This window comes from Nonomuraea sp. NPDC046570, assembly GCF_040645915.1.
Classification (GTDB): domain Bacteria; phylum Actinomycetota; class Actinomycetes; order Streptosporangiales; family Streptosporangiaceae; genus Nonomuraea.
In genome coordinates, this window is the sequence record NZ_JBEYZF010000056.1 from 1 (window position 1) to 24,978 (window position 24,978).

The window sequence follows — 24,978 nt, forward strand, 5'->3', positions numbered from 1 at the left end:
GATCTTCGCGCTCGCCATCGCCACCACGTCCGTAGTCGGCCAAACTGAACTACGAAAATAGTAGCATCTACTTCGATTATCGAAGTAGAGTCGCGACGAGGCTCGACCCGACCCAGGAGGCACACCATGCACGACAGCCAGCCGACCACGAGCCCGTCCCAAGCCACACCACAGGAGACGGTGCACGCCAACGATGTCGACCTGGCTGTACAGGCCTTCGGCAACCCGAGCACCCCCGCGATCCTGCTCATCTCGGGCGCGCAGGCATCGATGGACTGGTGGGACGACGACTTCACCGCCCGACTCGCCGCGTCCGGCCGGTATGTGATCCGCTACGACACCCGCGACACCGGTCGCTCCACGACGTTCCCCGTCGGCGCGCCGACGTATAAACAGGATGACCTGCTCGCCGACGCGGTCGGCGTGCTCGACGCGTACGGCCTGGCCGCAGCGCACATCGTGGGCATCTCGATGGGCGGGGGCATCGCCCAGCGGCTCGGTATCGAGCACCCGGAACGGGTCCTGTCGCTCACCTTGATGTCCACCAGCCCCGGCGGGCCCGGCGGTCCGGACAATCCCGACCTGCCGCCGATAAGCGAGGCGTTGGCCAAAATGTTCGAGGAGCCGGCCCCCGGCCCCGACTGGTCCGACCGCGACGCGGTCATCGCGTACTTCCTCGCCGCCGAGCACGCCTTCTCCGGCACGATCCCGGTCGACGAGGACCGTGTACGCCGCACCGCCGGGCGCGCGTTCGACCGCAGCCCGGTTCCGGCCGCCGCGTCGAACCACTGGATGATCGAGGGCGGCGAGCCGATCCGCCCCCGCCTCGGCGAGATCACCGCACCGACCCTGGTCCTGCACGGCACCGAGGACCCACTCTTCCCCTACGGCCACGCCGAGACCCTGGCCCGCGAGATCCCCGGCGCCTCGCTGACCCCGCTGCCCGGCATGGGCCACCAGATGCCGCCGTACCAGGTGTGGGACACGGTCATCCCGGCAATCGTCGGGCACACCCAGCCCGGCGCGCGATGACCGACCACGGCTGCGATACCTGATCCCGGCCACTCACCCGGCCGAACCGCCACAGCACCGCCCTCTCAGCCCCGCCACCTAACCTCGTAGACGCTCCGTAACGACTCCACACAATAAGCGCCGGTACCTGATTACCTGTACTTACCTCTGCACGTGAAGTCGTACGCCGACAGCCGTTTCAGCAGTTGGTGCGATCCTGCCGAATCCGTGGTCAAGGACATCGCCGAGCAGATCGCACGTTCGGTCAACGCGCCGCATGCAGGGCCTTGACATGGTTGATCACCTGATGGCTTGGCGCGCAATACGCGATCAGGTGCCGTGGAGGGACGCCCGTCACGGCCTCGGCTGGCCGGTCGGTCCGGTGCGGGCGCGGCGGGACGGTAGCGCGCATCGGATCACAACAGTCGAGCACGCCCGCGATCCAGTGCGGGCGTGGCGGTTGCTGAGTACCTATGAGCTGATGCGTGATGATGCTGCTGCGGGCCAGGTCCTGGGCTTCGATCTGCTGGCGAGGTGGCAGCGTGCCGTGTTGGGGGTCGCCGACGCGCCGTTTCGCGATGGTCCGGCGTTCGCCAAGCAGGGCAGGGAGCACTACGGCCTCGACGCGCAAACGCCTGCCCGGTTCGCGGAGTGCTTGGTGAGTAGCCAGGATCGCGGGCTGCCGGTCGCGGCGCGGGCCGCCCGTGTCTATCTGGATGTGTGCTTTTCCATCCCTTCACCGACGGCGACGCCCGGTCAGCGTTGCTGGCGTTGGCGTTCGTGCTGGCCAAGGACGGCATCGTGCTCGACGGAGTCGGTCCGATCGCGCAGGTGCAGCGGCCCGCTGACGACGTAGAAGGCGCCGCGGGATTCGCCAATCTGGTCGTCGCGCTGATCGAAGGAACGCAGCGACGATTCAGCCGGAGCTGTCACACTGCCGCGTCTCCGGGGTGACATCGGCAAGGGTTCCCGCTGGTGTCGGGGGCAATACATTCAGGAGCCGACGGATGGCATGCCGAGGTCGACGGGGGCGACTTTGGCGAGGCGGCGGGTCTGGTCTCGTTTCTGGCGGAGGAAGGACAGGGTGAGGTCGATGCCTTCGAGCTCGCCGAGCCAGCCCTCGGCCTCGGCTCGGGCTCGGCGAACAAGAAGGTCGACCTCGATCTCGTCGAGGCGGGGCAGCATCTTCGGGTTGATGTCGATCATGGGGCATCTCAGGCAGGCTTCTCTGAACTTGGGGCCGGTCCGTCCCCAAAGCCTCTGATCTGCAGCTCTCTGAAACCGAATCGGTGATGCTAGAGGAGTCACAGCGAGATGTTCCGGAGAGCGAGAGCCGCACCGTCTGCCGCCTCAGTACTGTGACTTCGCATGACAGATACCGAGATTGAGATCACCGCAGACCTGGTCCGCGACCTGCTGCAGGAGCAACATCCAGACCTTGCAGGGCTGACCATCCGCGAGGTAGCGGGCGGCTGGGGCAACCAGATGTGGCGCCTCGGGGACGAGTTGGCCGTGCGCATACAGCGCATGAACCCAACCCCGGAGCACCAACTCAAGGAGCGGCGGTGGCTACCCGTGCTGGCCCCGCGCCTGCCGCTCCCGGTGCCGACCCCTGTGCGGTTCGGCGAACCGTCCGAGCGCTTCCCCAAGCACTGGACCGTGATGACGTGGGTTCCCGGCGAGCCGCTGGACCACGGCACGATCAGCCGCGGCACCCACGCGGCCGACACGCTAGCGGGCTTCCTCCAGGCGCTCCATGTGGCGGCACCCGCCGACGCACCGATCGCTACAGACCGCGGCGCCCATCCCAGGAACTGCACGGACGGCTTCGAGAACTTCTTCCAGGCCGTTGCCCCAGACGACATCGCTGCCGACGTCCGGGACGTCTGGGACGACGCCGTTGCGGCCCACACATGGGAGGGCCCGCCGGTGTGGGTGCACGGCGACCTCCATCCCGCGAACGTCGTCGTCTCGGACGGAACGCTCTCGGGCATCATCGACTTCGGTGACATGTTCGCCGGCGATCCGGCGTGGGACCTCGCCGCCGCATGGGTGCTGCTACCTGCGGGCACGGCCTCACGGTTCTTCGACATGTACGGGCATGCAGACGAGGCGGCGATCCGGCGCGCCCGCGGGCTGGCCGCTATGAAGAGCCTCTTCCTGATGCTCATGGGGCAGAACGGAGATCGGGGCCTTCCCGGCGGCAAGCCGAACTGGGGACCTGCAGGCCGGGCGGCACTTGATCGTGTTCTGAAGGGCGTTTGATACACACTTCTTGAACTTGTTCTCGATCTTTGTTGAGGGCCATGCGGCAGCCCACCTTCGTGGGGTTCATCGATCACCGCGCGTGGTGGGGATGCCAAGGTCCACGGCCGTATGCTGCCCGTGGCCCCGATCGAGCTGGCGGAGCTGCTCCTCGGCGCCAGCCAGGCTGACCTGGAGTCCTTCAACCTCGCCGAGCCAGCCTTCGCGTTCGGCCTCGGCAATGCGGGCGATGAGGTTGTCGCGGATCTCTTCGATGCGGGCGCGTTGGACCGGGTCCGGCCTGAGAAGCGCACATCTGACACAAGCGTGCTCATGAATACAAGGGGTGGAGAAGGCGCGGCCACAGGTGCCGATGGACACCTTGCGTTTCTCGAAGTGTGCGAGGAAGGCGTCCCACTCCTGGTCGGTGGGGGTTCGGTATTCTTCGCTGGGTCGAGTGGCTCGGCGGCGGGCGATGAACGCCCTGTGCGCCTCGATCGTCTCGGCCGGGTATACGGCCTTGTAGCCCATCGTTGTGTCAATGCTCCTATGGCCGCAGATCACTTGGGCGATGTGCGGTGGAAGACCGTTCATGATGGCGTCGGTCACGAAGCTTCTCCTGAAGTCGTGCGGGGAGATCGTGAGCGGTGCGCCGCCAGCGTCGGTGAGCCCGGTGCCCGCGATCGCGCCGATCAGCAGCGTGCGCAGGAACGTGGGGGTGAAGGCCCGGTGCTCGGTGCCGATCTGCCGTTGGAACAGCAGTGGCATCGGCGGGTTCCAGACCTTCTCACGGACGTCGTAGAACGGCGCCAGCGGGATGGCTCCAGATGGGCCGCGTAGCCGGCGGATGATGGCTGACAGGACGTCCGCCAGTTCCGGGCTGACCAGCAGGAGACGCTCGGTGTCGGTCTTGGACGGGGCGATCTGCAGCAACGGCAGGACCTCGCCGGTGGTCGGGAGACAAGTACGTCCTGGAACGCCTCGACGGATCGCCGGTCATCGAGTGGACCGTCCGTGACGCCAAGACGGCGATCTCCGACGGCTGGCCGAACCAGGCTCTGGAGGAACTGAGGCAGTACCGATCGAGCCTGACCTGAGCGTTCGCGGATGCCCGCAGGGGCCGACGTCCTTCGGAGGGCGTCGCCCCCTTGGCCCGCGCGCCTTTGTCCGGCTTCCGGGGAGGATCGGATCGGATTTTGGCGCTAGCGCCGATCGGCTCACTGTTCGCTCCGGATGCTGAGGGCGGGCGGGCAGCTCTTGGCGACCACCCCCACCCAACTCGCGGACTACGCCACAGTCCTCGCTGCGAACTGGAACCCGCCCGCCGCCACCGTGCGCCGGTTCTTCGCCGACACCGCCCCATGGGCGCTTGCCGCCGACTGCCCCGCCCGGTACCTGGTCGGCTACGTCGACGACCGTCCCGTCTGCTCGGCCGAGGTCTTCCTGTACGCGGACGTCGCCGGGATCTACAACATCGCCACTCTCGCCGCCGCCCGCCGCCGCGGCTATGGCGGCGCCATCACCCTGGCCACCATGCACACCGCCCGCGACGCGGGCTACGAGACCGCGGTGCTGCAGGCATCCGCCGACGGCGAACCCGTCTACCGCCGACTCGGCTTCACCGCCTGTGGCCACTTCACCGAGTACGCCATCACCCCCTGATCCGTCACAGCAACCACCCCACCCCTCAGCTCCGACACACTCCTCGGACGGAACCCGCCGGACGGGGACCGGCCGCAGGGGCCGAGCTTGTCACTTCAAGTGCGTAAAGATCCTTCCCGGGTGATGAAGAACCTCTTTACCTGATCCGCCCCGGATGGGCGATGTCGAGTTCGATGAGCGCCTCGCGGCGAAGCTGGGGTTCACCGAGGTGGAGCGGTTTGAGGAGTACGGCGCCGAGCAGTGGTTCGGCGTGTGGTCCTCGGTCACGCCGTCTGGTTGAGCTCGTGCTCGATAGCACAGATCACGGCTAAACGTACGTTCTCGTTCTAATGCTCCCGTCACGCCGAGCTGCGCGCCAAGCGCCAGGCCGAGGGCATCGCCGCGGCCAAGCGCCGTGAGAAGCCACCGGCGCGACGCTGCCCGGCAAGAAGAGGACCGGACGCCCCCGCGCCCGTCGGCCCTGCCGAACTCGCCGCACTGCGCCACCTGGTCGACGACGGCGCCTCGGTCACCCAGGCCGCCCGCATCCTCAAGATCGGCCGCTCCACCGCCTAAGCAGCCCTCGCCAAGCGCTGACCAGCGACTACCTCAGCACACGGCCCGTTTCTGCCGTATTCCGGTGGCACCCGCTTTGCAGCCCTGGCTGCGTCTGTTGTGGCCGTCTTCAGTTCTGACGTCAGTTCAGAGTGTCGTTGTACGTCGTGCCCGTGGCAACCCACCGCACACGCGACGCGATGATCTTCCTCATTCGCGGTCGGATTTGTGGACCCCCCTGCCTGAGCTGCACTTTAAGGAATAACCCCGGAGTTCCTGCGGGTCTCTGTAGTCCGTTAGGCCCCAGGACCAGGGCATTTTCCATGTAGAGCATGTCGGCCCGGCGGTTGATGGAATCTCAGGATTGGTGAAGCTTCTTCCTCTTCGCTGAGGTTGTTGCAACGGTGGTGAAGCCGAGGAGTCGCGTACCGGCCCACCCGAGGACGGCTCGACCGGATACCGAGCGTCGCCTTGGCCGCAGAACGCCTGCTCACACGAGGTTCGGCTCCGTATGCCGGCTCGGGCGCCCGACCGCCCGCCGGCCGTCGCTGCCTTCTGGGCGCTGTCCGGCGCCGCAGCCGACTCGTCGGCCGTACGCGGGTCTCGGGTTCCCGCGAACCCAAGGGTGCATAACCTCCCAGACCACCCAATAGCCCGACGTCGACCCTTGGGTTCGCGGGAACTCTGGGGTTTCTCGGGGTCCCGGTAGCAATGGAGCAGAATCCAACGAACCTGCCTCTGGCCTGCAGTGACGTGGTGTTCCGCGCTGAGGTAGAAGGACTTCGTCGTGGTTGTTGGTGCTGACGGCTGATCCGCGGGTCAGCGAGGTTAGAGCCCTTTGTGGAAGGCGGCGTACTCGGCGCGGGCCTGTTCGGCAGCGTCGGGGTGGCGCTGGGCCTTCTCGTGTTCTGCGAGGGCGCGGTAGATGCTGGCGAGGGAGGGGTTGTGACCTTTGCGCTTGCCGGTGGGGATGATCAGGTCCTTGCGGATCTTTTCGACGGGTTCGCCGGCCGCGCGGCGCCGTAGGACGGTGTGGATCATATCGTCGGTGATGACGGCGGGACGGCCGCCGTGATTGCCCTTGCGGGCTGCGGCGTCCAGTCCTTCCAGCGTCGCCTCGCGGATCGCTTCTCTCTCGGTCTCGGCCATGGCGGCGAAGAACGCGAATAGCATCCAGCCGGGCCCGGCCGGGTCATAGATTCCGGCGAGGGGGCCGGCGAGCATTTCCAGGACCAGGCCGTGCGCGGTGAGGTGGTCGGCCAGGGCGGTGAGCTCGCCGGCGTCGTGGCCGAGCCGCTTCATCTCGTACACGGTGAGGATGACGCGGCAGTGCGGAGCATGGGCCTTGATCTGCCGGGCGGTGGCCAGGGCCTTCTCGAACGCGGGGCGGACCTTGAGGCGGGTGGAGATCTTCTCGCTGAAGATCTTGTCGCGGCTGATGCCGTGCGCGGTCAGGGCGGGCTGGACGTCACATCGCGGACAGGGGTGACGTTCGACCTCATCGGCGTCACAGGTGACGTCGTCGGCGATAACGGAATCGGCGACGGATACGGCGCTAATTCGGGGCTGAGGACGTCAACCACGCCCCGAATCCTCTCACAAACATTTCTCAGAACCGCCTCGATCGGGAACTTGAGTGAGAACCAGTTGTGAGAAGGATTCGAGACCTCCGGCCATCCCCTGAGACGCGCTGATGATCTTCTATCAGAATCGGCGTTTGTGAAACCCAGCCGTTACAGCGAGCGGTTGCTCGCGACGGCGAACGTCGGGTGGTTCTCAAGGGAGCGGCCAGTTGCGTAGGGCGGCGTCGGCCATCCCTTGGAGTTCATCGCGGCCGACGCCACTCGCGGCTTGCACGGCGATGCCGAATGCCAAGGTGGTGACATAGCGGGCCAGGAGCCCCGGATCGGTCTCCGGAGGCAGTTCGCCGTCGTCGACGGCTCGCTGGAACCGCTCTCGGACGCGGGAGCAGCCGTCGTTGCGCCAGGCGACGAGAAGGTCACGGACTCCACGCCCGGAGTCGCTGGCGGCCAGGGCGCCCTGAATGCCCAGGCACCCGTGGGGATGGGCCGGGCGGGTGGTGGTTCGGACGGTGCCGGTCAGGATCGCGGTGGCGACGCCGAGGGCGGTCGGCTCCTCCAGGGCCCGGGCCAGGTATGCGCTCGGGCCTTCGGTGTAGCGCTCCATGGCCTTGCGGAACAGCTCTTCCTTGTTGCCGAAGGCTGCGTACATGCTTTTGGCAGAGATGCCCATCGCCTCGGTCAGGTTGGCCAGGCTGGCCCCCTCGTAGCCATGCTCCCAGAAGACCAGCATGGCGCGCTCGAGAGCGTCGGCAGCGTCGAATCCTCGCGGTCGGCCGAGGGGGCCGCTCTGTTTGATCGCCACCCCCGCAGCCTACCCCTTTCTGCAGCGATCGCTGCAGAAGTGCTACCGTTCGACTTCTGCAGCGATCGCTGCAGAAGTCGAAAGAGGTTATTCACATGGGTCTACTTGAGGGTAAGACCGCTCTCGTCACCGGCGGCAGCACCGGAATCGGCCTGGCCGGTGCCGTACGGCTGGCTGCCGAGGGCGCACACGTGTTCATCACCGGCCGACGCAAGACCGAACTCGACGCGGCCGTCGAAGTGATCGGCTCAGCAGCTACCGCGGTGATCGGCGACATCTCGAACCTGGCCGACCTGGACCGGCTCTACGAGACGATCCGCAACCGGGGACGGGGCCTGGACGTACTGTTCGCGAATGCCTCCGTCGCCGCGTTCGTGCCGCTTGAGCAGGTCACCGAGGAGCACTTCGACACCCTCTTCGGTATCAACGTCCGGGGCACGCTGTTCACCGTTCAGAAGGCGCTGCCCCTGCTCAATGACGGCGCCTCGGTGATCTTGAACGGCTCTACCAACGTGGACGTCGGCGCGGAGGCGTTCGGCGTGTACGCGGCTACCAAGGCCGCCACCCGATCGTTCGCCCGGACTTGGGCCAACGAACTCAAAGGACGCGGCATCCGGGTCAACACCATCACGCCCGGCCCGACCGACACCCCTGGTTTGTCGGGGCTCGCTCCCGACCCGGAACAGGCCGCCGGCCTCAAGCAGCACCTGGCCACACAGGTGCCGCTGGGCCGGCTCGGGCGCCCGGAGGAGATCGCCGCCGCCGTGACCTTCCTCGCCTCCGAGCAGAGCAGCTTCATCACCGGTTCGAGCCTGTACGTCGACGGCGGCCTGAACCAGATCTGAGTTCCATGGCCGCACATCCGGCGAGGATGGCGGCTCCTGGCCGGCCGGGCTCGCTCAGGCGGGTGAGCCCGGCAGCCTCGATCGCAAGCTGGATCGTGATCCCTCCGACCCGCAGCGCCGGCACCACTGGTCAGGTTCAACGACACGGCAGGCGAGGACGGCACGGTCGGGGTCGAGTCGTTGGCCGGTGACCTCGAGTCCGAGTTCGTCGAGTTGGCAGAAGGTGGTCAGATCAGCGCAGGCGACGCCCGCGCTGACGGTAGCGTCGGGCACGTCGAGGTCTTCCGGATGGGCGGCGTAGGAACCTCCATCCTCGGGAGACCTCGACCTCTATCCGGCTCTCGACGCGCTGAACCACGACCGCCCGGCTCGACGTCACACTCCGTCCACCCCAAGTGTGAAGAGCCGGACAGGTGATCACCCCAGGGTAAACAAACGTCGCCCGGATTCTCGAGCCTCGGGCGCAACCGCGGTCTTCGGGGGCCGGTGATCGTCCGGTGGCGTTTGGCCTATCAGGCGCGGTCGTGGAGAGTGACCTGGTAGCCGTCGGGGTCGGCGAAGGTGAATGTCCGACCGAAGGGGCCGTCGATCGGTGCGGAGACGATGGTGTGACCGTCGGCGACGAGAGCATCGTGAATGGCCTGGACGTCTGTGGCGTGGAGCCAGATCGCGGCACCGATGCCGGGCTGAGCAACGGATGCGAGATCGGTGCCGGGAACGACGTCGCGGAGTGCGAACGCGATCGGCTTCGTCTCGAAGACGACGGCGTGCGGAGGCCCGGCCTGCGAGCGGACGAGGCCGAGGTACTGCTCGTAGAACGCCTGCGAAGCGTCGAGGTCGCGCGCTTGGAGCGAGATGAAGTCGGGGCCGGTGGCGGGCATGATGATGCTCCTTCTTTTCATGTCAGTTTCCTGACACAGGTCAATCTATGTCAGAATACTGACATGAGGCAAGACGGTGTCGGCGTCGACCTGGAGACGTCACTGGGCTACCTGCTGAAAGAGGCGTCGAGCGCGCTCCGCGCAGCCATGGAGGAGGTGCTGCGGCCGCTCGGGATGAGCGTGACGCACTACTCCTGCCTCGAGCTGCTGGCTCAACGACCGGGCTTGTCGAACTCCGAGCTCGCGCGGGGCGCGTTCGTGACACGGCAGTCGATGAACGTGCTGCTCCAGGCCCTGGAACGAGAGGGCTACGTGACCAGGCCTGCGGAGGCACCCGTCGGGAAGGTTCTCCCCGCGCGGCTCACGCCTCGCGGCCGACGGAGCCTCGAGAAGGCGACCGTAGCGGTCCGGTCCGTCGAGGTCAGAATGCTGGCCGGCATGACCGAGACCGAGCAGTCCGGCGCGTTCCGGATCCTGCAGAGCATGATCCATTCCCTGCGCGATGGCAACGACGGTGCATAGCTCGTTCCCCGGCGCACGTCTCGTCGCGCCCGGATAGGAGTGCGACCGAGCATGAAAATCCGTGCAGGCGACCTCGAAAACCAACAGACCCCGACTACACCCTCTTCTGCGATGAGCCCCATATCTGCCACGATCTTGCCGGGATCATGCAGCGCCCGCGGCGCTCCGGGGTTGAGGAACCTGCGGACAGCTGTTGGCGGTACCCGCGAGTAACTTAGCTGGGTGCTTCGGCAGGGTCGTCTCGCGCTGCGGGTCCGCCCTCGGTCGGGATGAGCGAGGGCGGACCCGGCTGGCCGGGCAGTAGCCCGGTCAGTGCGGTTCGGATGGCGGCTCGGCTCACTCCATGTGCGCGGGCGAGGGCCGCGATCGAGATGCCGTCGTCGGTGAACGCCGACCGCACTTCCTCAAGCCGGGCGCCGGCCAGCGCGGATGGCCGGCCGCGGTAGCGGCCTTCGTGTCGATCAGGTCGCGGCACAGCCGGAACAGCTCCGAGACCGTCAGGACGTCTCCGGGGTGCGCGGCGGCGGCGACCTTCGCGAACGCGGGCCGCTCCAGCGCCGGGATCTTCGAGGAGGTCGCCGGGTCCTCAAACAGCAGCACCCCGTCAGCGGGACGGAACCCCTCGGCGACGCCTTCGGTCCGGACCAGGAGCCCAGCTTCGGTGAGGATGTGCCGCTGCCGCAGCAGCGACTGCGTTGCGGTGGACGAGCGGGAGTAGACGATCCGCACCGAAGGCTCCTCGAGGAAAGGGGGTCGGAGCCCCCCTTCTACCTGTCGGAAAATCCTGTCGTCAATCAGAGCCCGAAAACGACCACCCGGGAGCCGTGTTTCATCACCCGATGTCCAGTTTCCTGGTCCATCGGGGGCTGGTTCGACGGCCTGTCGGGAAATCACCTAATCCCGACACCCGGCTCTGGCGGTGTCATCCGGTGCGGGCGCCGTGGGGTTCGGCGTTCAGGTCAGCTTCGGGAACAGAGGGCCCATGTCGGCGGCTGTCACGTCTCGGTGATGGAGAAAGCGTTGCCGTCGGGGTCGCGGAAGGCAAACATCGGTGGTACGCCGGGCCATTGAAGGATCTCATCGATATCAACGCCGGCGGCGTTGAGGGCCGCGTGCGCGGCCGCTGCGTCGTCGGTGGTGAACCGGATAGTGATGGGGCCGCGGGTGACGTCTTCGGTGGCCTGCTCCAGCGTGACGACGACGTTGTCGCCGCCGGGTGCGAGCTCGATCCACCGTCCGGTCGGGATCGACTCGTCGCGCAGTACCGTGAAGCCGAGCGTGTCGACGTAGAACCGTAGCGCTTGTTCCTGGTCGTCGACCGGCACGCTGACGGTTCGGACACCCGTGACGACCGGCTGCGGCGCGGTCATCGTGCGATCCGCTCGTCGAGGGTGACAGTGACGGTGTCGCCGGCATGCTTGCCGATGCGGGCGCGGATGTCGGCGGTGAACGCAAGCTTGTGCGTGCCGTCGCCGAGCGCCATGAACGAGCCCTGGAACGGCTCGCCGTCGACGTGGCCGCGCACCTTCACCAGACCACGGGTGCCGAAGCAGTCGGCCGAGCCCGGCATCACGACGTAGGTCCAGCCGCCCTTGCTGGGGCTCTTCCGCAGCTCCGCGGTGAACGTCTTGTCAAGCTTCGTGTCGGACTTGGCTTGCTGTGCGGTCATGATGTTTCGCCTCCGTACATGAGCGAGCCTGGCGTGGTGAGTTCCCGGCCCGTTTCGAGCCAGGTCTTGACCCCGGAAAGGATCATCGGCCAGCCGCCGTAGAGATGCGCGTCGGCGTCGGCGGCGAGTTGGTCGTGTCGGACGACAAGCCTGCAGCTGTCGTCGACCTGCTCGATCTCCCAGGTCACCCGGCTGGCGCCTTGGCGTGCGATGTCGTCGTCCCAGATGGCGTGGTATGTCTGCACGAGCCGCCAGGGCGGGTCGACCTCGAGATTCTCCCCTTCGATCAATCCGCCAGGCACGCCGTCGTGCGTGACCCTGTAGGCGGATCCCGTGACCCAGTCGGATTCCACGCGGGCACCGAACTGGAACCGCGCCCGCGTCTCGGGATCGGTGATCGCCTGCCACAGCCGCTGCGGCGTGGTACGGATGTAGATCTCGAACACCTTCTCCACTCTTGTCTCCAGATCTCGTTTCAGGTCGACGAGGCCAGCGGCCCACGTCTCGGTGTATTTGCTGACCCAGCGGTCGTGGATGAGACGGATCGGCACGGGGTTCAGGAAGTGCAGCTTCTCCCTGCCCCGACGGTCCGACACGACCACACCGGCCTCCTCGAGCAGACGAAGGTGCTTCGCCACGGCGACCCTCGTCATCGCGAACCTGCTCGCCAGCGCGTTCAGCGACTGCCCGTCCTGCCGGAACAGCTCGTCGAGCAGCTCCCGGCGCGTCGGATCCGCCAGCGCCCTGAATACCTCTTCCACACATCCGACAATAGGAAACCAAATGGTTTCATGTCAAGCCTGGCGAGGCGCGCCGACGGGTTGCGAAGCAACGGAACGGCCCATGGCCCCGGCAGCCGGACCTGTTCCGTCGGTGCTTCCATCTGGCACAACTGGACTACAGGCGCCCGCGTCAAGCGATCCCTGATCGCCAGGGCGCTGGACTCCGGCTGACGGCCCTGTCGATCAGCAACTCGCCGGGCTCCGACCGCGCGTGGCTGCTGCGGCGGCCGGGCACTCCCGGGTGCGGCACCGGGCGATGGGGCAAGGAGGCCTGGTCCGCCCTCACCCCCTCGACCGTAGGAGCCGGCAGTTCCAGGTAGCTCCCATGACGCCCGTGCAGTCGCGGTGATCAAGCGGCCTTGCCGCGGACGATGTAGAGGTTCATGCCGGTGAAGTCGACGGTGATGTTGTAGGGCTTCCAGAAGCAGTGGGAAAACCAGCCCATCGAGTCGAACCCTGTCCCATAGGGCCAGGGCACGTTGACCGGCTGGTTTGGGTTCGTGTAGCAGTAGACCTCCTTGGCGACGGCGTTACCGAGGCGGATTTCCTTCGGGTAGCAGGGGTAGACGACGGCCGGGTGGCTTTGGGCAAAAGTCCCGATCTGGCGGTCGTAGTCGGTGCGGATCCCCAACTGCTCGGCCGTTTTCCCGCGCACGCCCGCGGCGATCTCGCCGACTCCGCCGAAGTTCACGCCCACCACCCCTGTGCGGGAGCCGGCGGCGCCGGCGAAGCTGCCCGTGCTGTGCAGGTATTGCTCACGGGCCAGCCACAGCGGCAGGGGTTCGGCGCCCGCCCGTGTGGCGGCGGCGCGTGCCTTCCTGGCCGTTTCGGCGGTGCGGCGGCGCAGGATCAGCTGCCGGCCCGCGTAGTCGAAGGTGGGCAGCAAGTGGTAGAAGACCCACATGCCGATCAGGCCGTCGCTGTCGGTGTCGACATCTTCGCCTGACTCCGTTGCCGACCAGCTCACGGGGATGTTGCGTAGTTCGATGCCGCCCAGCTTGAAGGAGTCCAGGATCCCCCAGTACGCCAATACGGTGCCGCCCCCGAAATCGGCCTTCTGACTGGCGACGGGGCGCAGCCCGGCCTCCTTGGCCACCGACGCGCGCACGCTCAGATTCGGGGCGCCGGTGTAGAACGTGAAGCGCTTCGTCGGTCCGCCGTTGACCGAGGCCTCCACCAGCGGCATCGGGTCCATCTGCTGGAACGGCACCCGCGCGGTCTCGCCGTGGACCTGATATGCCTCGCCGCGGACTGCCGCGAACCACTTGGCGTAGTCTTCTTCGCCGGCCGCTTTCCAGTGTGGTGCGGACAGGGCGAACTTGTCCTGCCGGATGTAGCAGTCGCCCAGGATCTGGTTGGTTTCCTTGTCGTCGGGCGCCAGCTTGAGGGCCATCTTGAGGTATTTCTCGGCGTCGGGGAACCGGTTGGACAGCAGCCCGACATAGCCGCGCTGGCGGGCCGCGAGCAGGTTCTTGGGATCCTTTTTCAGAATCTCGTCATACGCGCGGCCGGCCTGCTCGAACTTCCCAGCCTTGAACAGCGCGTCCGCGTCACCGCTGCCGGCCAGCGCCGCCCCGCCCAACAGCGGCGCCGTCGCGGCCGCACCGGCCAGCACGGCGGCGCCCCGCAGCAGCGAACGCCGGTCCCACACTCCGTCATTAACCAAGGCCTTCTCCCTATTCGTGATCATCTTCACGTGAACTGCTGCTCAGGCGGACGGTCACACCAATTCCGGCCAACCCATCTCGCCTCGGGCACGGCTTCCCGCCCCACGGTGGACGGTTCCAGGTCTGGACCGGTTCCTGGCTCTTCGCATGGCAAGGTCATCCCCGGTCGACAACACTCGCGGCACGCCGCCGGGATTCACCACACGCTCCGCGACCCGCCCGCCGATCAACGACGCGATCCACTGTCAGCCGCCGGTGTCCCCGCTCCGTCCGCGCCGTGTCATGGTTGTGTCACGGTCGCGCTGGCTTCGATCAGGTGCATCCGGTGCGGTTCGCGGCAGTGAGCTGTTGAGCTGTCATCAGCGACCAGAGCAGCGTCAGAGAAGGGCCTGCGGATCACCCTGTGTGGACGCGGTCATGACGGGTCGGCGGATCCACCAGGTCGGATGTGGGACAGGGCCAACACCGTAGAGAGCAGGGCCGCGCCGAGTACCTACCCGCTGCTCGGATGCACGCTGACCAGTTCCGCCAGCACCGGCAGGGCGGCGGTCGCCGTCAGCTGCGACAGCAACGCAGTCGCTGCCGGTGACGTGCTACGAACGGGGTGGGCGCGCGGCGAGGTTCCTGCTTGGCAGGTCCTTTTCCGGCGCGGCCTCCTCCGAATCACGCGGACTGGCTTTCCCAGTACGTGGCTCTCCAGTGATCTGTCGCGGGGGCGCAGGCGGCGGCCGTCGTCGACGCAGGCGTAGCTCATGAGCGCCCAACCAGCGTCGCGGAGGATCACCAGCGCGGTCATCACCTTGGTGACGCTGGCGATCGGCACCGGGCGCTGCTTGCCGTACACACGGAGAGTGCCGGTTTGTCCGGCGATCACGACCGCCGCCTGGCCGTGCGACGGCCAGGGCAGCGCCGCCGGCCGACCCAGGGCGATCGGCTCGGGCCTGGAGTTCGGCGACGCCGCTGGCTGGGCCCGCGCGCGCCGCCGTACAGCAGCCAGCCCCCGGCGGCGAGTACGGCGCACGCGGCGATGGCGAGCGCCCAGGTACGAGACAGCATGGGCGCTACACCCACGCGTGTGCCGTCGTCGACGGCTTCGGGGCGAGGCGCTGGTCCTGCCGCCCGCCGGAGACGTGGTCCGGCCAGCACCACGCGTAGCCGGCACCGGGGTGAGGTCGCCGTCGTGGTGGCGTGCCGCCGCAGTCCGGGCGGTATTCGAAGTGCCACCACTCGTTGTCGTACATGCGGTAGAGGTCGTAGCGGGCGCCGTGTTCCTCGAGCCAGCGCGCCCCTTCGTGCGGGCGTAGGTCCAGGGCGATGCCCTTGACGTGGTTGGATTCCGCGGGCGGGAGCACGAGCATGCGGGCCGCGGCCGGGGAGCCGGAGCGGCGCACCTCCTCGTCGAACATCCGCTGCTGGATGAGGGGCTCGCGGTATCCCGAGGTGAGGCCGATGAGCTGGCGGTGACGCCACAGTGCTTCGGTGCGCGCCGCGGTGAACGCCGCCAGGGCACCGTCGGTGAGCCCGGTGAGGTTCTCGGCGGGGAATCGCAACCGCAACGCCCAGCGGCAGGCCAGCTCGCGGGCGCGGCCGGGACGGCGGACGAACGCCGCGGGCAGCAAGAGCACCGCGAGCACCAGTGTGACCGCGGCGAACAGCCGGTCTCGGGGCCGAGATGGGATGGTCCGTGGTTCGCTCATGACGAACCACGATCGGCGGCGAATGTGTGCGGGTTGTCCGCCGAATGTCACCGTTTCTCGACGGCTGCGCCGCCCGGGGAGACCGTGACACAACCATGACACGGCGCTGACGAGGCGAGAACACTGCTGGCCGACAGTAGATTGGGTTGACCGGCGGGCGAGTTACGGAGCGTACGGTGAAACTCGGCGGCGTGTCGCGAGTGTTGTTGATCGAGGATGACCCGGCTGTGCGGGAGGGCCTGGAACTGGCCCTGAGCCGGCACGGGCACCGGGTGCGCGCGGTGGAGTCCGGCGAGCAGGGGCTGGACCGGCTGCGTACAGACCTTCCCGACGTCGTCATACTCGATCTCATGCTGCCCGGGATGGACGGGTTCGAGGTCTGCCGCCGCATCCGGGCCGCCTGGGAGGTGCCGATCATCATGCTGACCGCGCGCGGCGACGACATCGACGTGGTGGCCGGGCTGGAGGCGGGCGCCGACGACTACGTGGTCAAGCCGGTGCAGCCCAGGGTGCTCGAGGCGCGCATCCGCGCGGTGCTCCGGCGCATCGGCCGGGACCAGGCGGAGCTGGAGCGGCACGGCGACCTGACCATCGACCGGGCCGGGCTGGTGGTCGCCAACCGCGGCGAGCCGGTCAGCCTCGCCCCGACCGAGCTGCGCCTGCTGCTCGAGCTGTCCGCCACGCCGGGCCGCGTGCACAGCCGCCAGCAGCTGCTGGAGTCGGTGTGGGAGCACGGGTACTTCGGCGACTCGCGCCTCGTGGACGCGTGCGTGCAGCGGTTGCGCGCAAAGATCGAGGACGACTCGGCGGCGCCCGTCTATGTGCAGACGGTGCGTGGGTTCGGGTACCGGTTCGGGCCGGTGTGAGCCGCCGGTGGCACCTCGGCCGAGCCTGGGGCTGCGCGCGCGGCTGCTGTCCGCGTTCGCGCTGCTGAGCGTGGTCACCGCGGCGGCGGTGGCCGGCACGATCTACGTCGCGGCCCGCAACGACATCCTCGAGCGAGCCCAGGACGCCGCGCTGCAGGCGACGAAAAGCCAGCTGGAGGGGCTCTTCCCGTTGCGGAGTGCGGAGCCCGGCCCGGACGAGCTCCGCGGTATCGCCAACAAGATGACCGAAGGAAACGTCCGCGCGATGGCCATCTACCGCGGGGCGTACTCCACAGGCGACCCGGCGCCGGCCGACCCGCCGGCCGACCCGCCGGGGGGCTCGCCGGGGCTCCGCAGGCAGGGCGGTAACACGCCGGTCGTGGATCCTGAGATGCTTCCACTGTCCCTGCGGCGCGAGGTGGCCGGCGGCAATGTCGCGTGGCAACGCGTGGTGGTGTGGCAGGGCGCGCCCTACCTGCTCATCGGCGCGCCGCTGCTGATCGCCGAGCCGGACGGGACGGCGCGGATGTCCGGCATCGAGGTCTACGTCCTGCACAGCCTGCAGCCCGAACAGCGCAGCATCGACCAGCTCGCCACCTTCGCCTGGCTCACCGGCGGGGCGGGCCTGGCGTTCGCGGTCGTGCTGGCGTTGCTGGCCACCCGTGGCGTGCTGCGCCCGGTGCGCGAGCTCGGCAGGGCGGCGCGCCTGCTGGGCGAGGGCGAGCTGCGGACCAGGATCGCGGTCACCGGCTCCGACGAGCTGGCCGACGTGGCACGCACGTTCAACAACACCGCCGCGGAGCTGGAACGGCACGTCGAGCAGCTGCGGCAGATGGAGGCCGACGCCCGCCGGTTCGTCGCCGACGTGTCCCACGAGCTGCGCACCCCGCTGGCGGCGCTCGCCGCGGTCGCCGACGTCCTCGACGAGGAGGCGGCCCACCTGCCCGAGCCCGCCGGCAGGGCCGCCCGGCTGGTCAGCCAGGAGACGCTCAACCTCACCGGGCTGGTGAACGACCTCATCGAGATCAGCAGGTTCGACTCCGGCGTCGCCGCCCTCGCGATGAACGAGGTCGACGTGGCCGAGCTGGTGCGCGCCACCCTGCGTAGCCGGGGCTGGTCGGAGTCGGTCGAAACCGAGCTTCCCGCCGGGGTGACGGCCCGGCTGGACCCGCGCCGGGTGGACGTCATCCTCGCGAACCTGGTCGGCAACGCCCTGCGCCACGGCGAGCCTCCTGTGTCGGTACGGCTCGCCGCCGATCCGTACTGGGTCACCCTCGAGGTCCGCGACCACGGACCGGGGCTGGACGAGGCGGTGCTGCCGCGCGTGTTCGACCGGTTCTACAAGGCCAGCGCGGCCAGGGCCAGGTCCGAGGGCAGCGGCCTCGGCCTCGCCATCGCGCTCGAGAACGCCTGTCTGCACCGGGGCGACCTCACCGTCAGCAACGTCCCGGACGGCGGCGCCAGGTTCACGCTGCGCCTGCCGCGCGATCTGGACGGAGGCCCCGAGTGAGGCCCGGGCTCGCCCGCCTGGTGCTCGCCGCGGGTCTGGTATCGCTGCTCGCCGTGGCCGGCTGCGGCGTGCAACCCAGCGACGCCATCCCCGCGGGCGCCCCGCCGAGCGGACCCGTCGCACCTACCTGGAAGATCACCCTCTACCTGGTGAAGGACGGCCGGCTCAGCACGGTGACGCGGCGATCCGCTCGTGGACCATCCCAAACGAACGCGCTCATGCTGCTGGCGGAGGGACCCGCGCCGAGCGAACAGGCGGAAGGGCTCACCACCGACATCCCGCGCGATGCCGCCCCGTTCTCGGTCAGCACCGAACGGGTGGACCGCCTGGTGGTGACCGTAGCCACCCCGGCAGACGAACTGTCGGCACTGGCCGTCGACCAGATCGTCTGTACGGTCGTCGCCGCGACGCGCCCGCCGGAACGCTCCGCCCAGGTCACGGTCGTCGGCGCCGGGCAGAGCGTCGGCCCCCGGAGCTGCCCGCGGTAAATATGACCTCGGGCTGAGGTCAAAGAAGCCGCACGCCCGGCTGGACGGTGACCGTCAGGCGGTGGAGCGACTGAAGAGATCGCCCACGTCAGGTGCTCACGGAGGCTGGCGAGCGTGTCAATCCGCGGCTCAGGCGACGTCGCCACCCGACCGAGAGCCGTCCTCGAGCCGCGCACGCCTGTGACGCCACCTGGCCGCCCTACAGGGAAAACTCTGCGGAGGACTTTGGCGTCGCCCTGGAGGCGTCCTGCGGAGACCGCCTGGTCGATCGTGAGCGCGCCAGCCATGTCACCGGCCGGCGGCATGGGCATCAATCTGGCCATCCAGGACGCCGTCGCCGCCGCCACCCTGCTCGCCGATCCTCTCCAGCGCGGCCACCTCACCACCGCCGACCTGGCCAAGGTGCAAAAGCGGCGCTGGCGGCCCACGGTGCTGGTGCAAGCCTTCCATCTGATGCTGCACCGGGTCATGTTTGCCCCCGCCTTCGCCGGCAAGCGCGTCGGCCCGCCCAAGCCGATGGTGTTCCTCGCCCGCCGCTTCCCAGCCTTCCGCTGGATCCCGTCCAGGTTGATCGCCTTCGGCCCCCGTCCCGAACATGCCCCCGAATACGCACGCGATAGGTGCTACAGCCGTCCGCGGCGAACAGGCTTTCGAGATCCTTGCAGAGTGCGGGCGGTGCGTGACTTTGCAGTCGCAGATCGCGCAGCAGGGCCGGGTACCCCCGACGATTCGCCGGATCCGACAGGGTGACAGGCCGTGGGCGCGCAAGACCTGGGACCTACACGCCCTCCTCATCCACTGCGTCCTCGCCGTCGGGCAGGTCGGGGATCTCGCCGAGCTGCCGCAGGCCGTTGGCGGCTGTGGAGGAGGCGATGGCGTAGCGGCCCAGGACGTTGAGGTGGGCGTGGCCGAGTGGGCTGAGCCGGGCGGCGTCCTCGTCCTTGACTGGGATTGCCTGGGCGCGCAGGTGGTCGACGGCGGCCGACAGGTATTTGGAGTTCCACAGCGCGACCGCGTTGACGACCAGGCCCAGCGCGGCTAGTTGATCTTCTTGTCCCTCTCGGTAGGGCTTGCGGATCTGCCCGTTGCCGCCGTGGCAGATTTTGCGGGCCAGCCGGTGCCGGGACTCCTGCACGGTGAGCTGCTTGTTGAGCTTGCGCCGGTAGGTGTCGTCGATGGGGTCCAGGATGGACAGCAGGTGCAGGGTCTTGTCGATCCGGCCGTACTCGGCGAACGCCTGCCCCAGCGGGGTCGGGCGCCCGCCTCGGGCGAACATGCGCAGCAGGTCGTAGGCGCGGACCTGGTTGGTCACCAGCGATCCGGCGACCCGGGTCATGTCCGACCACTGGGTGTGGATCTTCGGCTGTTGATCTTGTTGCGGGCGATCGCTTCCAGCGGCCCGTATTTCGGCGCCGTGCCGTCGGGCAGGTCGGCGCGCCAGAACCGCTGCTCGCCCAGGTCGGCGAAGCGGGGCGCGAACCGGTAGCCGAGCATGGAGAAGATCCCGCACGCCATGTCGCCATTTATAGGACCCGGTATCGGTGATGATCGCCTCCGGCACCACGCCGCCCTGCTGGCGTAGCACCACATCGACGGCGTGCAGTGAGTCGCGCGGGGTACCGGACAGCACCTTCGCCACGAGGCCAGCGGCCTTTTCGTTGATCATGTTGAGCCAGGTGATGCCGCGTTTGCGGCCGAAGTACTTCGGGTTCGGCCGGGCGTAGAGGGTCCGGACCGGGTCGACGAACCGCAGCCCGTCCACCGAGGCAACCAGCCCACCACCCCACGCCTAAGCCAGCTCGATTTCCGCCTGGGCCTCCACCAGGGGTACGTTCGCGGCGGCCATGGTCTCGAACCGCACGTAGTTCTGGTCGACGTGATGCAGCCGGTCACGGGTGAGGGCCGCGGCACTGGGGGGTTACCGGGGCGAACCCGACGTTCATCGCGTGCGCGCACAGCACCGCGGCGACCGACAAGCCGAGGTCGGCGACGCGGGCCTCGTTGCCGGAGGTGTGGGTGAACGCCTCGACGAATTGCGGGTGCCAGGACATCACCTCCAGCACCAGTTCGGGCAGATCGATCCGAGGCAGCATCGCTTCCACACGCCGGCGCAGGTCGACCAGCGACGCCGGATCGGGCACCGCGGACAGCGCGGCCACGTGCAGCCGGCCGTCGGCGTCCACGGTGGCCGGGGTGTCCGCGTCCAGCCGGGACGCCACCTCACGGTAGGCGGCGTCCAGCGCCGTGGCGTGGCCGGCGAGCATCGGCGCCGGTTGCTCGGGCAGGCCGAGCGCGTTCATCCCCGGCCCGCGGGCGGTATCCCATGCCGCACCGGACAGCAGATGAGCGCGCGGGTCGCGCCAGCGGGAGGACGCGGTGGCGAAGATGTTGCGGTGCTTGATGTGCCGGTGGAACTGCTCCAGCAGGCAGAACACGTACGCCGCCCGATCGACGGTGCCGTTCGGGTGGCCCGGCGCGTACACCAGCCGCTGCCAGCCGCCGGTGATCAGGTCGTGGTTGACCTGCCGGGCGTCCAGGTAGCTAGCCGGGAGCTTCGACTTCACCGTCAACAACGTGGCTAGCGTCCTCATCGCCGCCAGCACCGCAACACCGTCGCCGGTCGCGCCGAACTCCACCGTCTCCATCAACAGCGGCAGGAACGGCCGCACCGTCGCCAGCCGACCGGCCAGCTCCTCCATCCGCTGCCCGTCCAGCTCGGCGTCGGTGGGTGGCACCAGCTCGTCGATTGCCGCGACCGCCGCGCGCAGCTCATGCTTGGGCACCTCGTTCTCGATCAGCTCCCACGCCGCAGCAAGGCCCGCGTCCGGGTCCAGCTCCTCCAGCGCGAGCAGCACCTTGACCTCCGCGGCGAGCTTGCCGGCGTTGCGGGACACCCGCGGGTAGCGGCGCAGCTTCTCGTTCGCCGACTCCCGCTCCGCTTTGGACAGCAGTTCGGTGGTCATCAAGGTGTCGAACAGCTCCAGCACGTCATCCGCGGCCCGCGCCGACAACGCCACCACCGTGGCCACGAGCACCGCGAGCCTGTGCTCCAGCGGCAGCCGGCGCAGCAGCGTCGCCTTTCCGGACATGCCGTGCGTGGCCAGGGCGAGCAGCCTCCGCGGCGGCACCGCCGACACGTTCAACCGGGCCGCGCCCAACGCCTCGATGTCGCCGAGCCGGCGCAGCGCGGCCACCATGCCCTTCGACGACGAGCGGAACACGCCGCGCCGCAGCCGTTCCAGCTCGCTCACTCGGCGCCGCTTGTCCTTGCCCTCCGGCACATCCAGCAGCGCGAGCAGTGCCCCGGCCACCTCCGGTATCACCTGGTCGGCCAGCGTCCGCCACAACCGCCGGTCGGCGGCCTGCCGTCCCTCGGCGACCAACCGCTCCAGTGTGGTGATGCCGGGCAGCAGCGCTTGCCGGTCCCGCAGCCACGCGATCGCACCCTCCAGGATCGCCTTCGGCCCGTCCCCGGTCACCCACGCCTGGTCGGCGATCCACGCGGACAGCTCGGACTCCACTGCGGCGAACGAGCTCAGCCCGTACTCCTGCTGAATTTCCCAGGCGTGTTCGAGCTTGGTCTTCTCCCGTTCGGTGTACTGCTTGACGCAGGACGGGTCCTCGATGCCCAGCTGCTCGGCCCTCCACCAGCTCGACCGGCACGTCCAACGGATCGGCCAGGAACATGCCCAGGTGCCGAACCGTGACGACCTGGAGGGCGAAGCCCAGGCGCGAGTGATCACCACGTCGTTTGCCGATCAGCCGCCGATCCTCGTCATCGAGATGGAAGAACCGCTCCAGTTCCACCCGCGACAGCGACCCGAACCGGCCGTAGCCCTCCAGCCCCTGGCTGATCACGGCGACATGATCGCAGACCTGCCTGAATAGCCCACAACGAGGGCCCTTACCGCCGGATCTCGCGGACTTGTTCCTCACGGGCCGACCAGATGCGCATGGTCGACGCCGTCTGACCGCGCGGATGCGACCCGGCATCGAGCCGATCCCCGCCGAGGAGCACCGGCAGACCGGCCGAAGCTGGGGGCACTTGGCGTCCGGAGACCATGTGTTGGGTAGTCGGAGATTGCATTCGCTTGCGACAACGGAACGGCCAGTGGCGATAGCGAGCCGACGTGGGCGGGGTTACCACCAATCACCGTTCCGATGTCGATGGGCGTCAGACTGATGGGAATCCATAACGGTTCTGTCGCTGTGCGTTGAATTACGCGAGGTTGCCGGTGCCGTACCCCTACTTCTTGGTCTTCCCCTTCAATCATCTCAGTCGGTCTCAACCAGTCCTTAAGTGCCGTCGTCCACGATCTGATCATGGCGAAGACGACGCGGGAGCGCCGCAACAGACAGCAGCGATGGGAAGCAGCCCGAGCGTACGCGGGAGCGCGGAAGCGGCGACAGCGGGAGGCTGACCGAGCGCACGCGAAGGCGCGGGAGCAGCGCCTCAACGCGGACGGCTCTTCTTCGACGGCTCGAAAAGCCGGCGAGGTCAGCGCGAACTTGTTCGCTGCGCTGGGGATGCTCATGCTGCTCTTCGCTCTGGTGGGATTTCCGTTTTTCATCATCGACTCCACCCTGCCCGACGTACGGACGGCACTCGGTATGAAAGGCGCGCCCGGGACCGCGACTGTCCTGTCCTGCAGGGAGTACCGGATCGGACGCAACGGCACCCGCAACGACTGCAAGGCCCGGTTCGTGTTCGAGGACCCGGCCAGAGCACCGGTTGTCCTGCAGACCGTGGCGGACACGGAGGTGGGCGAGACATTCCCGGCCGCGATCAGCACGCTGGGAGACCAAGTCATCCCCACCGGCACCCGAGGCGTATGGAGGGTCGTGCCGGTGATGAGCGTCGTCCTGCTCATACCGGCCATACTGCTGTTCTGCTTCGGCCTCCTGGCAGAATCCAGGGCGATCAAGAGATCGATGAAGATCGGAGCGGGCGTGCTGGTGGCGGTCATGGCTGCGGCCGTGATCGGAGGATTCACACTCGGCCGGTGAACCGCTGGTCGGACCGGTGCGGCCCCGGCTTAAGGGGGCCCGGTAGTAATGGCGGTGAATGGTCGTGACGCCTGCGTCGATTACCCGTGAGGACGCCCAGCATGTGCTGGAGCGGGGCTGCAGTGGCGATCAAGCTCGTGGAGGGGCTCGCCGAGCCGGTGTTCACCATTGAAAGGCGGTTGACGGTTTGCTGACCGCTGGAGCCGACTGGGCCAGATGATGGCCGCCAGCCCGGCCAGCACGGCGTTCTCCTCACCGGGGCTACCCTGCGAGGAGAACGCCGCCACGTACCGGATGGCCTCCATCCTCGGTGGGGGTAGTCGATCTGGACGGTTTCCATGAAGGTCGCGCCCTTGTGCTGGGTGAAGACGATGGCGTACTTACCACCGCACATCTCGCGCCAGCCGGTGAGGGCGAGACGTTGCCGGCTCGGCTACTGGCCGACCTTCGCGCACGTCGCCCAGGGCCGGACCCGAACCACCTCGTCGCTCACGTTTCTTACTTGGAGGAACCAGTACAAGTTGGGCGCCTTGCTACCCATGTCCGGGATCCGGACCTCGGCATTGCTGTAAAGCTCACGGTTCTCCTCAAGCAGCTGGTACCGGCCCCCGATGGCGATCTTGCCTGGCGGGCACTGCGCGAGGGCGTTTTCGAGGCGGCCAGGGGCGATGGACACCTGCGCCCCCATCACCGTCTCTACCTCCGACAGACCGGGAGCCCCGCGATCCCCCTGTGATCCTTGGGCGCCGGTGTCTCCCTGGGGGCCTGCGGGGCCAACTGGCCCGGACTGGTTCCAGGTGATCTCCTGCTCACGGACCCCGCAGACGCCTTCGCTGGTGGGAATCGGTGTGGGCTTTACCGTGGCGATCGACTGCGGCGCTGTCGACTGCGGCAGGGCCCCTGGGGGATTCTGACCGTCCCGTCTTCCCGCACGCAAGCAGTGATCACTCCTGTGGCCGTGTTCTGCGTTGACGCCACGGCCATCCCCGTCGCCCCGAGACAGAGTCCCGCCAGCACTCCGGCCGTCAAACCTACGCGAGCGCGCATGACATGTCCTCCCGTTATGGTTACGGGCTCATCATGATTAATTGATCTTGTAGGAGACTTGCACGCCGCTAGATCGCTGATGTGAAATTCGGGTTAGTGATCGTAGGCGGTCAGGGACCGTTTCACGGGTGCGCCGGTGTTCCAGTTGTGCCAGATGACGG

At 68.1% G+C, this 24,978-nt stretch carries 27 protein-coding genes and 2 pseudogenes; 13 read left to right on the top strand and 16 right to left on the bottom strand.

Features of this window, described 5'->3' with window-relative positions:
* Positions 1 to 126: 126 nt before the first annotated feature.
* Positions 127 to 1,032, top strand: a complete 906-nt coding sequence (locus ABZ911_RS40295) for an alpha/beta hydrolase (protein WP_358068992.1) — start codon at positions 127 to 129, stop codon at positions 1,030 to 1,032.
* A 244-nt stretch (positions 1,033 to 1,276) separates the two neighbouring features.
* On the opposite strand, the gene ABZ911_RS40300 is transcribed toward ABZ911_RS40295, so the two are convergent.
* Complete coding sequence (locus ABZ911_RS40300) at positions 1,277 to 1,642, bottom strand: hypothetical protein (protein ID WP_358068995.1); 366 nt, start codon at positions 1,640 to 1,642, stop codon at positions 1,277 to 1,279.
* A gap of 89 nt (positions 1,643 to 1,731) precedes the next feature.
* On the opposite strand from ABZ911_RS40300, the gene ABZ911_RS40305 reads away from it, so the two are divergent.
* Positions 1,732 to 1,965, top strand: coding sequence for a hypothetical protein (locus ABZ911_RS40305; protein ID WP_358068998.1), 234 nt, complete (start codon positions 1,732 to 1,734; stop codon positions 1,963 to 1,965).
* 39 nt (positions 1,966 to 2,004) lie between these two features.
* Here the strand turns inward: ABZ911_RS40305 and ABZ911_RS40310 are convergent, their stop codons facing one another.
* A complete protein-coding gene (locus ABZ911_RS40310) occupies positions 2,005 to 2,217 on the bottom strand; it encodes a recombinase (protein ID WP_358069001.1) in 213 nt (70 codons plus the stop codon).
* A gap of 162 nt (positions 2,218 to 2,379) precedes the next feature.
* Between ABZ911_RS40310 and ABZ911_RS40315 the strand changes: the two genes are divergently transcribed.
* Positions 2,380 to 3,276: an aminoglycoside phosphotransferase family protein gene (locus ABZ911_RS40315; protein WP_358069004.1), complete on the top strand. Its 897-nt coding sequence runs from the start codon at positions 2,380 to 2,382 to the stop codon at positions 3,274 to 3,276.
* A 66-nt stretch (positions 3,277 to 3,342) separates the two neighbouring features.
* Here the strand turns inward: ABZ911_RS40315 and ABZ911_RS40320 are convergent, their stop codons facing one another.
* Positions 3,343 to 4,188 carry a site-specific integrase gene (locus tag ABZ911_RS40320; RefSeq protein WP_358069007.1) on the bottom strand — a complete coding sequence of 282 codons (846 nt, stop codon included), beginning with the start codon at positions 4,186 to 4,188 and terminating at the stop codon, positions 3,343 to 3,345.
* A 300-nt stretch (positions 4,189 to 4,488) separates the two neighbouring features.
* On the opposite strand from ABZ911_RS40320, the gene ABZ911_RS40325 reads away from it, so the two are divergent.
* Positions 4,489 to 4,917: a GNAT family N-acetyltransferase gene (locus ABZ911_RS40325; RefSeq protein WP_358069010.1), complete on the top strand. Its 429-nt coding sequence runs from the start codon at positions 4,489 to 4,491 to the stop codon at positions 4,915 to 4,917.
* Between the two features lie 154 nt (positions 4,918 to 5,071).
* Positions 5,072 to 5,197 (top strand): hypothetical protein, encoded by a 126-nt coding sequence (locus tag ABZ911_RS40330; protein ID WP_358069013.1) that lies wholly within the window; start codon positions 5,072 to 5,074, stop codon positions 5,195 to 5,197.
* Between the two features lie 1,082 nt (positions 5,198 to 6,279).
* On the opposite strand, the gene ABZ911_RS40335 is transcribed toward ABZ911_RS40330, so the two are convergent.
* Positions 6,280 to 6,906, bottom strand: coding sequence for a recombinase family protein (locus ABZ911_RS40335; RefSeq protein WP_358069064.1), 627 nt, complete (start codon positions 6,904 to 6,906; stop codon positions 6,280 to 6,282).
* On the opposite strand from ABZ911_RS40335, the gene ABZ911_RS40340 reads away from it, so the two are divergent.
* Positions 6,790 to 7,104 (top strand): hypothetical protein, encoded by a 315-nt coding sequence (locus ABZ911_RS40340; protein WP_358069016.1) that lies wholly within the window; start codon positions 6,790 to 6,792, stop codon positions 7,102 to 7,104. The two genes, ABZ911_RS40335 and ABZ911_RS40340, sit on opposite strands and share 117 nt — an antisense overlap.
* A gap of 123 nt (positions 7,105 to 7,227) precedes the next feature.
* Here ABZ911_RS40340 and ABZ911_RS40345 read toward each other — a convergent pair whose 3' ends face one another.
* Positions 7,228 to 7,836 carry a TetR/AcrR family transcriptional regulator gene (locus ABZ911_RS40345; RefSeq protein WP_358069019.1) on the bottom strand — a complete coding sequence of 203 codons (609 nt, stop codon included), beginning with the start codon at positions 7,834 to 7,836 and terminating at the stop codon, positions 7,228 to 7,230.
* Positions 7,837 to 7,931: 95 nt separating this feature from the next.
* Here ABZ911_RS40345 and ABZ911_RS40350 point away from each other — a divergent pair, with 95 nt between their 5' ends.
* Positions 7,932 to 8,681 carry an SDR family oxidoreductase gene (locus ABZ911_RS40350; RefSeq protein WP_358069024.1) on the top strand — a complete coding sequence of 250 codons (750 nt, stop codon included), beginning with the start codon at positions 7,932 to 7,934 and terminating at the stop codon, positions 8,679 to 8,681.
* A 96-nt stretch (positions 8,682 to 8,777) separates the two neighbouring features.
* Here ABZ911_RS40350 and ABZ911_RS40355 read toward each other — a convergent pair.
* Positions 8,778 to 8,954, bottom strand: a pseudogene (locus tag ABZ911_RS40355) (ISL3 family transposase); the annotation flags it as partial.
* A 239-nt stretch (positions 8,955 to 9,193) separates the two neighbouring features.
* Positions 9,194 to 9,562, bottom strand: coding sequence for a VOC family protein (locus ABZ911_RS40360; protein ID WP_020549970.1), 369 nt, complete (start codon positions 9,560 to 9,562; stop codon positions 9,194 to 9,196).
* A 63-nt stretch (positions 9,563 to 9,625) separates the two neighbouring features.
* Between ABZ911_RS40360 and ABZ911_RS40365 the strand changes: the two genes are divergently transcribed.
* On the top strand, positions 9,626 to 10,084 hold the full coding sequence (locus ABZ911_RS40365) for a MarR family transcriptional regulator (RefSeq protein WP_358069027.1): 459 nt from the start codon (positions 9,626 to 9,628) through the stop codon (positions 10,082 to 10,084).
* A 336-nt stretch (positions 10,085 to 10,420) separates the two neighbouring features.
* Here ABZ911_RS40365 and ABZ911_RS40370 read toward each other — a convergent pair whose 3' ends face one another.
* The 7 genes from ABZ911_RS40370 to vanY-N form a co-directional block, all read right to left on the bottom strand.
* Complete coding sequence (locus ABZ911_RS40370; protein ID WP_358069030.1) at positions 10,421 to 10,813, bottom strand: recombinase family protein; 393 nt, start codon at positions 10,811 to 10,813, stop codon at positions 10,421 to 10,423.
* 266 nt (positions 10,814 to 11,079) lie between these two features.
* On the bottom strand, positions 11,080 to 11,454 hold the full coding sequence (locus ABZ911_RS40375; RefSeq protein WP_352035609.1) for a VOC family protein: 375 nt from the start codon (positions 11,452 to 11,454) through the stop codon (positions 11,080 to 11,082).
* Positions 11,451 to 11,753, bottom strand: a complete 303-nt coding sequence (locus ABZ911_RS40380) for a DUF1905 domain-containing protein (protein ID WP_358069034.1) — start codon at positions 11,751 to 11,753, stop codon at positions 11,451 to 11,453. Before ABZ911_RS40380 ends, ABZ911_RS40375 begins: the two co-directional genes overlap by 4 nt.
* Complete coding sequence (locus tag ABZ911_RS40385; RefSeq protein ID WP_358069037.1) at positions 11,750 to 12,514, bottom strand: metalloregulator ArsR/SmtB family transcription factor; 765 nt, start codon at positions 12,512 to 12,514, stop codon at positions 11,750 to 11,752. The genes ABZ911_RS40380 and ABZ911_RS40385 overlap by 4 nt, the downstream gene beginning before the upstream one ends.
* Before the next feature lie 370 nt (positions 12,515 to 12,884).
* Positions 12,885 to 14,225 (bottom strand): aspartyl protease family protein, encoded by a 1,341-nt coding sequence (locus tag ABZ911_RS40390; RefSeq protein WP_358069067.1) that lies wholly within the window; start codon positions 14,223 to 14,225, stop codon positions 12,885 to 12,887.
* 470 nt (positions 14,226 to 14,695) lie between these two features.
* Positions 14,696 to 15,223 (bottom strand): hypothetical protein, encoded by a 528-nt coding sequence (locus ABZ911_RS40395; protein ID WP_358069040.1) that lies wholly within the window; start codon positions 15,221 to 15,223, stop codon positions 14,696 to 14,698.
* A 40-nt stretch (positions 15,224 to 15,263) separates the two neighbouring features.
* The gene (gene vanY-N, locus ABZ911_RS40400; protein ID WP_358069043.1) at positions 15,264 to 15,899 is read right to left on the bottom strand and encodes a D,D-peptidase/D,D-carboxypeptidase VanY-N; all 636 of its coding nucleotides are present in this window, start codon (positions 15,897 to 15,899) and stop codon (positions 15,264 to 15,266) included.
* Between the two features lie 191 nt (positions 15,900 to 16,090).
* On the opposite strand from vanY-N, the gene ABZ911_RS40405 reads away from it, so the two are divergent.
* The 4 genes from ABZ911_RS40405 to ABZ911_RS40420 all read left to right on the top strand — a co-directional run bounded on the left by ABZ911_RS40405 (position 16,091) and on the right by ABZ911_RS40420 (position 19,513).
* The gene (locus ABZ911_RS40405) at positions 16,091 to 16,765 is read left to right on the top strand and encodes a response regulator transcription factor (RefSeq protein ID WP_358069046.1); all 675 of its coding nucleotides are present in this window, start codon (positions 16,091 to 16,093) and stop codon (positions 16,763 to 16,765) included.
* Positions 16,766 to 16,772: 7 nt separating this feature from the next.
* On the top strand, positions 16,773 to 18,275 hold the full coding sequence (locus tag ABZ911_RS40410; RefSeq protein ID WP_358069049.1) for a HAMP domain-containing sensor histidine kinase: 1,503 nt from the start codon (positions 16,773 to 16,775) through the stop codon (positions 18,273 to 18,275).
* Positions 18,272 to 18,763 carry a hypothetical protein gene (locus ABZ911_RS40415; RefSeq protein WP_358069052.1) on the top strand — a complete coding sequence of 164 codons (492 nt, stop codon included), beginning with the start codon at positions 18,272 to 18,274 and terminating at the stop codon, positions 18,761 to 18,763. The genes ABZ911_RS40410 and ABZ911_RS40415 overlap by 4 nt, the downstream gene beginning before the upstream one ends.
* A 285-nt stretch (positions 18,764 to 19,048) precedes the next feature.
* On the top strand, positions 19,049 to 19,513 hold the full coding sequence (locus ABZ911_RS40420) for an FAD-dependent monooxygenase (RefSeq protein ID WP_358069055.1): 465 nt from the start codon (positions 19,049 to 19,051) through the stop codon (positions 19,511 to 19,513).
* A gap of 28 nt (positions 19,514 to 19,541) precedes the next feature.
* Here ABZ911_RS40420 and ABZ911_RS40425 read toward each other — a convergent pair.
* Positions 19,542 to 22,621, bottom strand: a pseudogene (locus ABZ911_RS40425) (Tn3 family transposase).
* Positions 22,622 to 23,086: 465 nt separating this feature from the next.
* On the opposite strand from ABZ911_RS40425, the gene ABZ911_RS40430 reads away from it, so the two are divergent.
* Positions 23,087 to 23,770 (top strand): hypothetical protein, encoded by a 684-nt coding sequence (locus ABZ911_RS40430; RefSeq protein WP_358069058.1) that lies wholly within the window; start codon positions 23,087 to 23,089, stop codon positions 23,768 to 23,770.
* 433 nt (positions 23,771 to 24,203) lie between these two features.
* Here ABZ911_RS40430 and ABZ911_RS40435 read toward each other — a convergent pair whose 3' ends face one another.
* A complete protein-coding gene (locus ABZ911_RS40435; RefSeq protein WP_358069061.1) occupies positions 24,204 to 24,446 on the bottom strand; it encodes a hypothetical protein in 243 nt (80 codons plus the stop codon).
* Positions 24,447 to 24,978: the final 532 nt, after the last annotated feature.

Coding starts and splice junctions, on each gene's coding strand:
- ABZ911_RS40365 (WP_358069027.1), top strand. CDS start 9,626: ATGAGGCAAGACGGTGTCGGCGTCGACCTGGAGACGTCACTGGGCTAC.
- ABZ911_RS40430 (WP_358069058.1), top strand. CDS start 23,087: ATGGCGAAGACGACGCGGGAGCGCCGCAACAGACAGCAGCGATGGGAA.
- ABZ911_RS40295 (WP_358068992.1), top strand. CDS start 127: ATGCACGACAGCCAGCCGACCACGAGCCCGTCCCAAGCCACACCACAG.
- ABZ911_RS40350 (WP_358069024.1), top strand. CDS start 7,932: ATGGGTCTACTTGAGGGTAAGACCGCTCTCGTCACCGGCGGCAGCACC.
- ABZ911_RS40310 (WP_358069001.1), bottom strand. CDS start 2,217: ATGATCGACATCAACCCGAAGATGCTGCCCCGCCTCGACGAGATCGAG.
- ABZ911_RS40325 (WP_358069010.1), top strand. CDS start 4,489: ATGCTGAGGGCGGGCGGGCAGCTCTTGGCGACCACCCCCACCCAACTC.
- ABZ911_RS40340 (WP_358069016.1), top strand. CDS start 6,790: ATGGGCCTTGATCTGCCGGGCGGTGGCCAGGGCCTTCTCGAACGCGGG.
- ABZ911_RS40330 (WP_358069013.1), top strand. CDS start 5,072: ATGGGCGATGTCGAGTTCGATGAGCGCCTCGCGGCGAAGCTGGGGTTC.
- ABZ911_RS40360 (WP_020549970.1), bottom strand. CDS start 9,562: ATGCCCGCCACCGGCCCCGACTTCATCTCGCTCCAAGCGCGCGACCTC.
- ABZ911_RS40380 (WP_358069034.1), bottom strand. CDS start 11,753: ATGACCGCACAGCAAGCCAAGTCCGACACGAAGCTTGACAAGACGTTC.
- vanY-N (WP_358069043.1), bottom strand. CDS start 15,899: ATGAGCGAACCACGGACCATCCCATCTCGGCCCCGAGACCGGCTGTTC.
- ABZ911_RS40390 (WP_358069067.1), bottom strand. CDS start 14,225: ATGATCACGAATAGGGAGAAGGCCTTGGTTAATGACGGAGTGTGGGAC.
- ABZ911_RS40315 (WP_358069004.1), top strand. CDS start 2,380: ATGACAGATACCGAGATTGAGATCACCGCAGACCTGGTCCGCGACCTG.
- ABZ911_RS40375 (WP_352035609.1), bottom strand. CDS start 11,454: ATGACCGCGCCGCAGCCGGTCGTCACGGGTGTCCGAACCGTCAGCGTG.
- ABZ911_RS40420 (WP_358069055.1), top strand. CDS start 19,049: ATGTCACCGGCCGGCGGCATGGGCATCAATCTGGCCATCCAGGACGCC.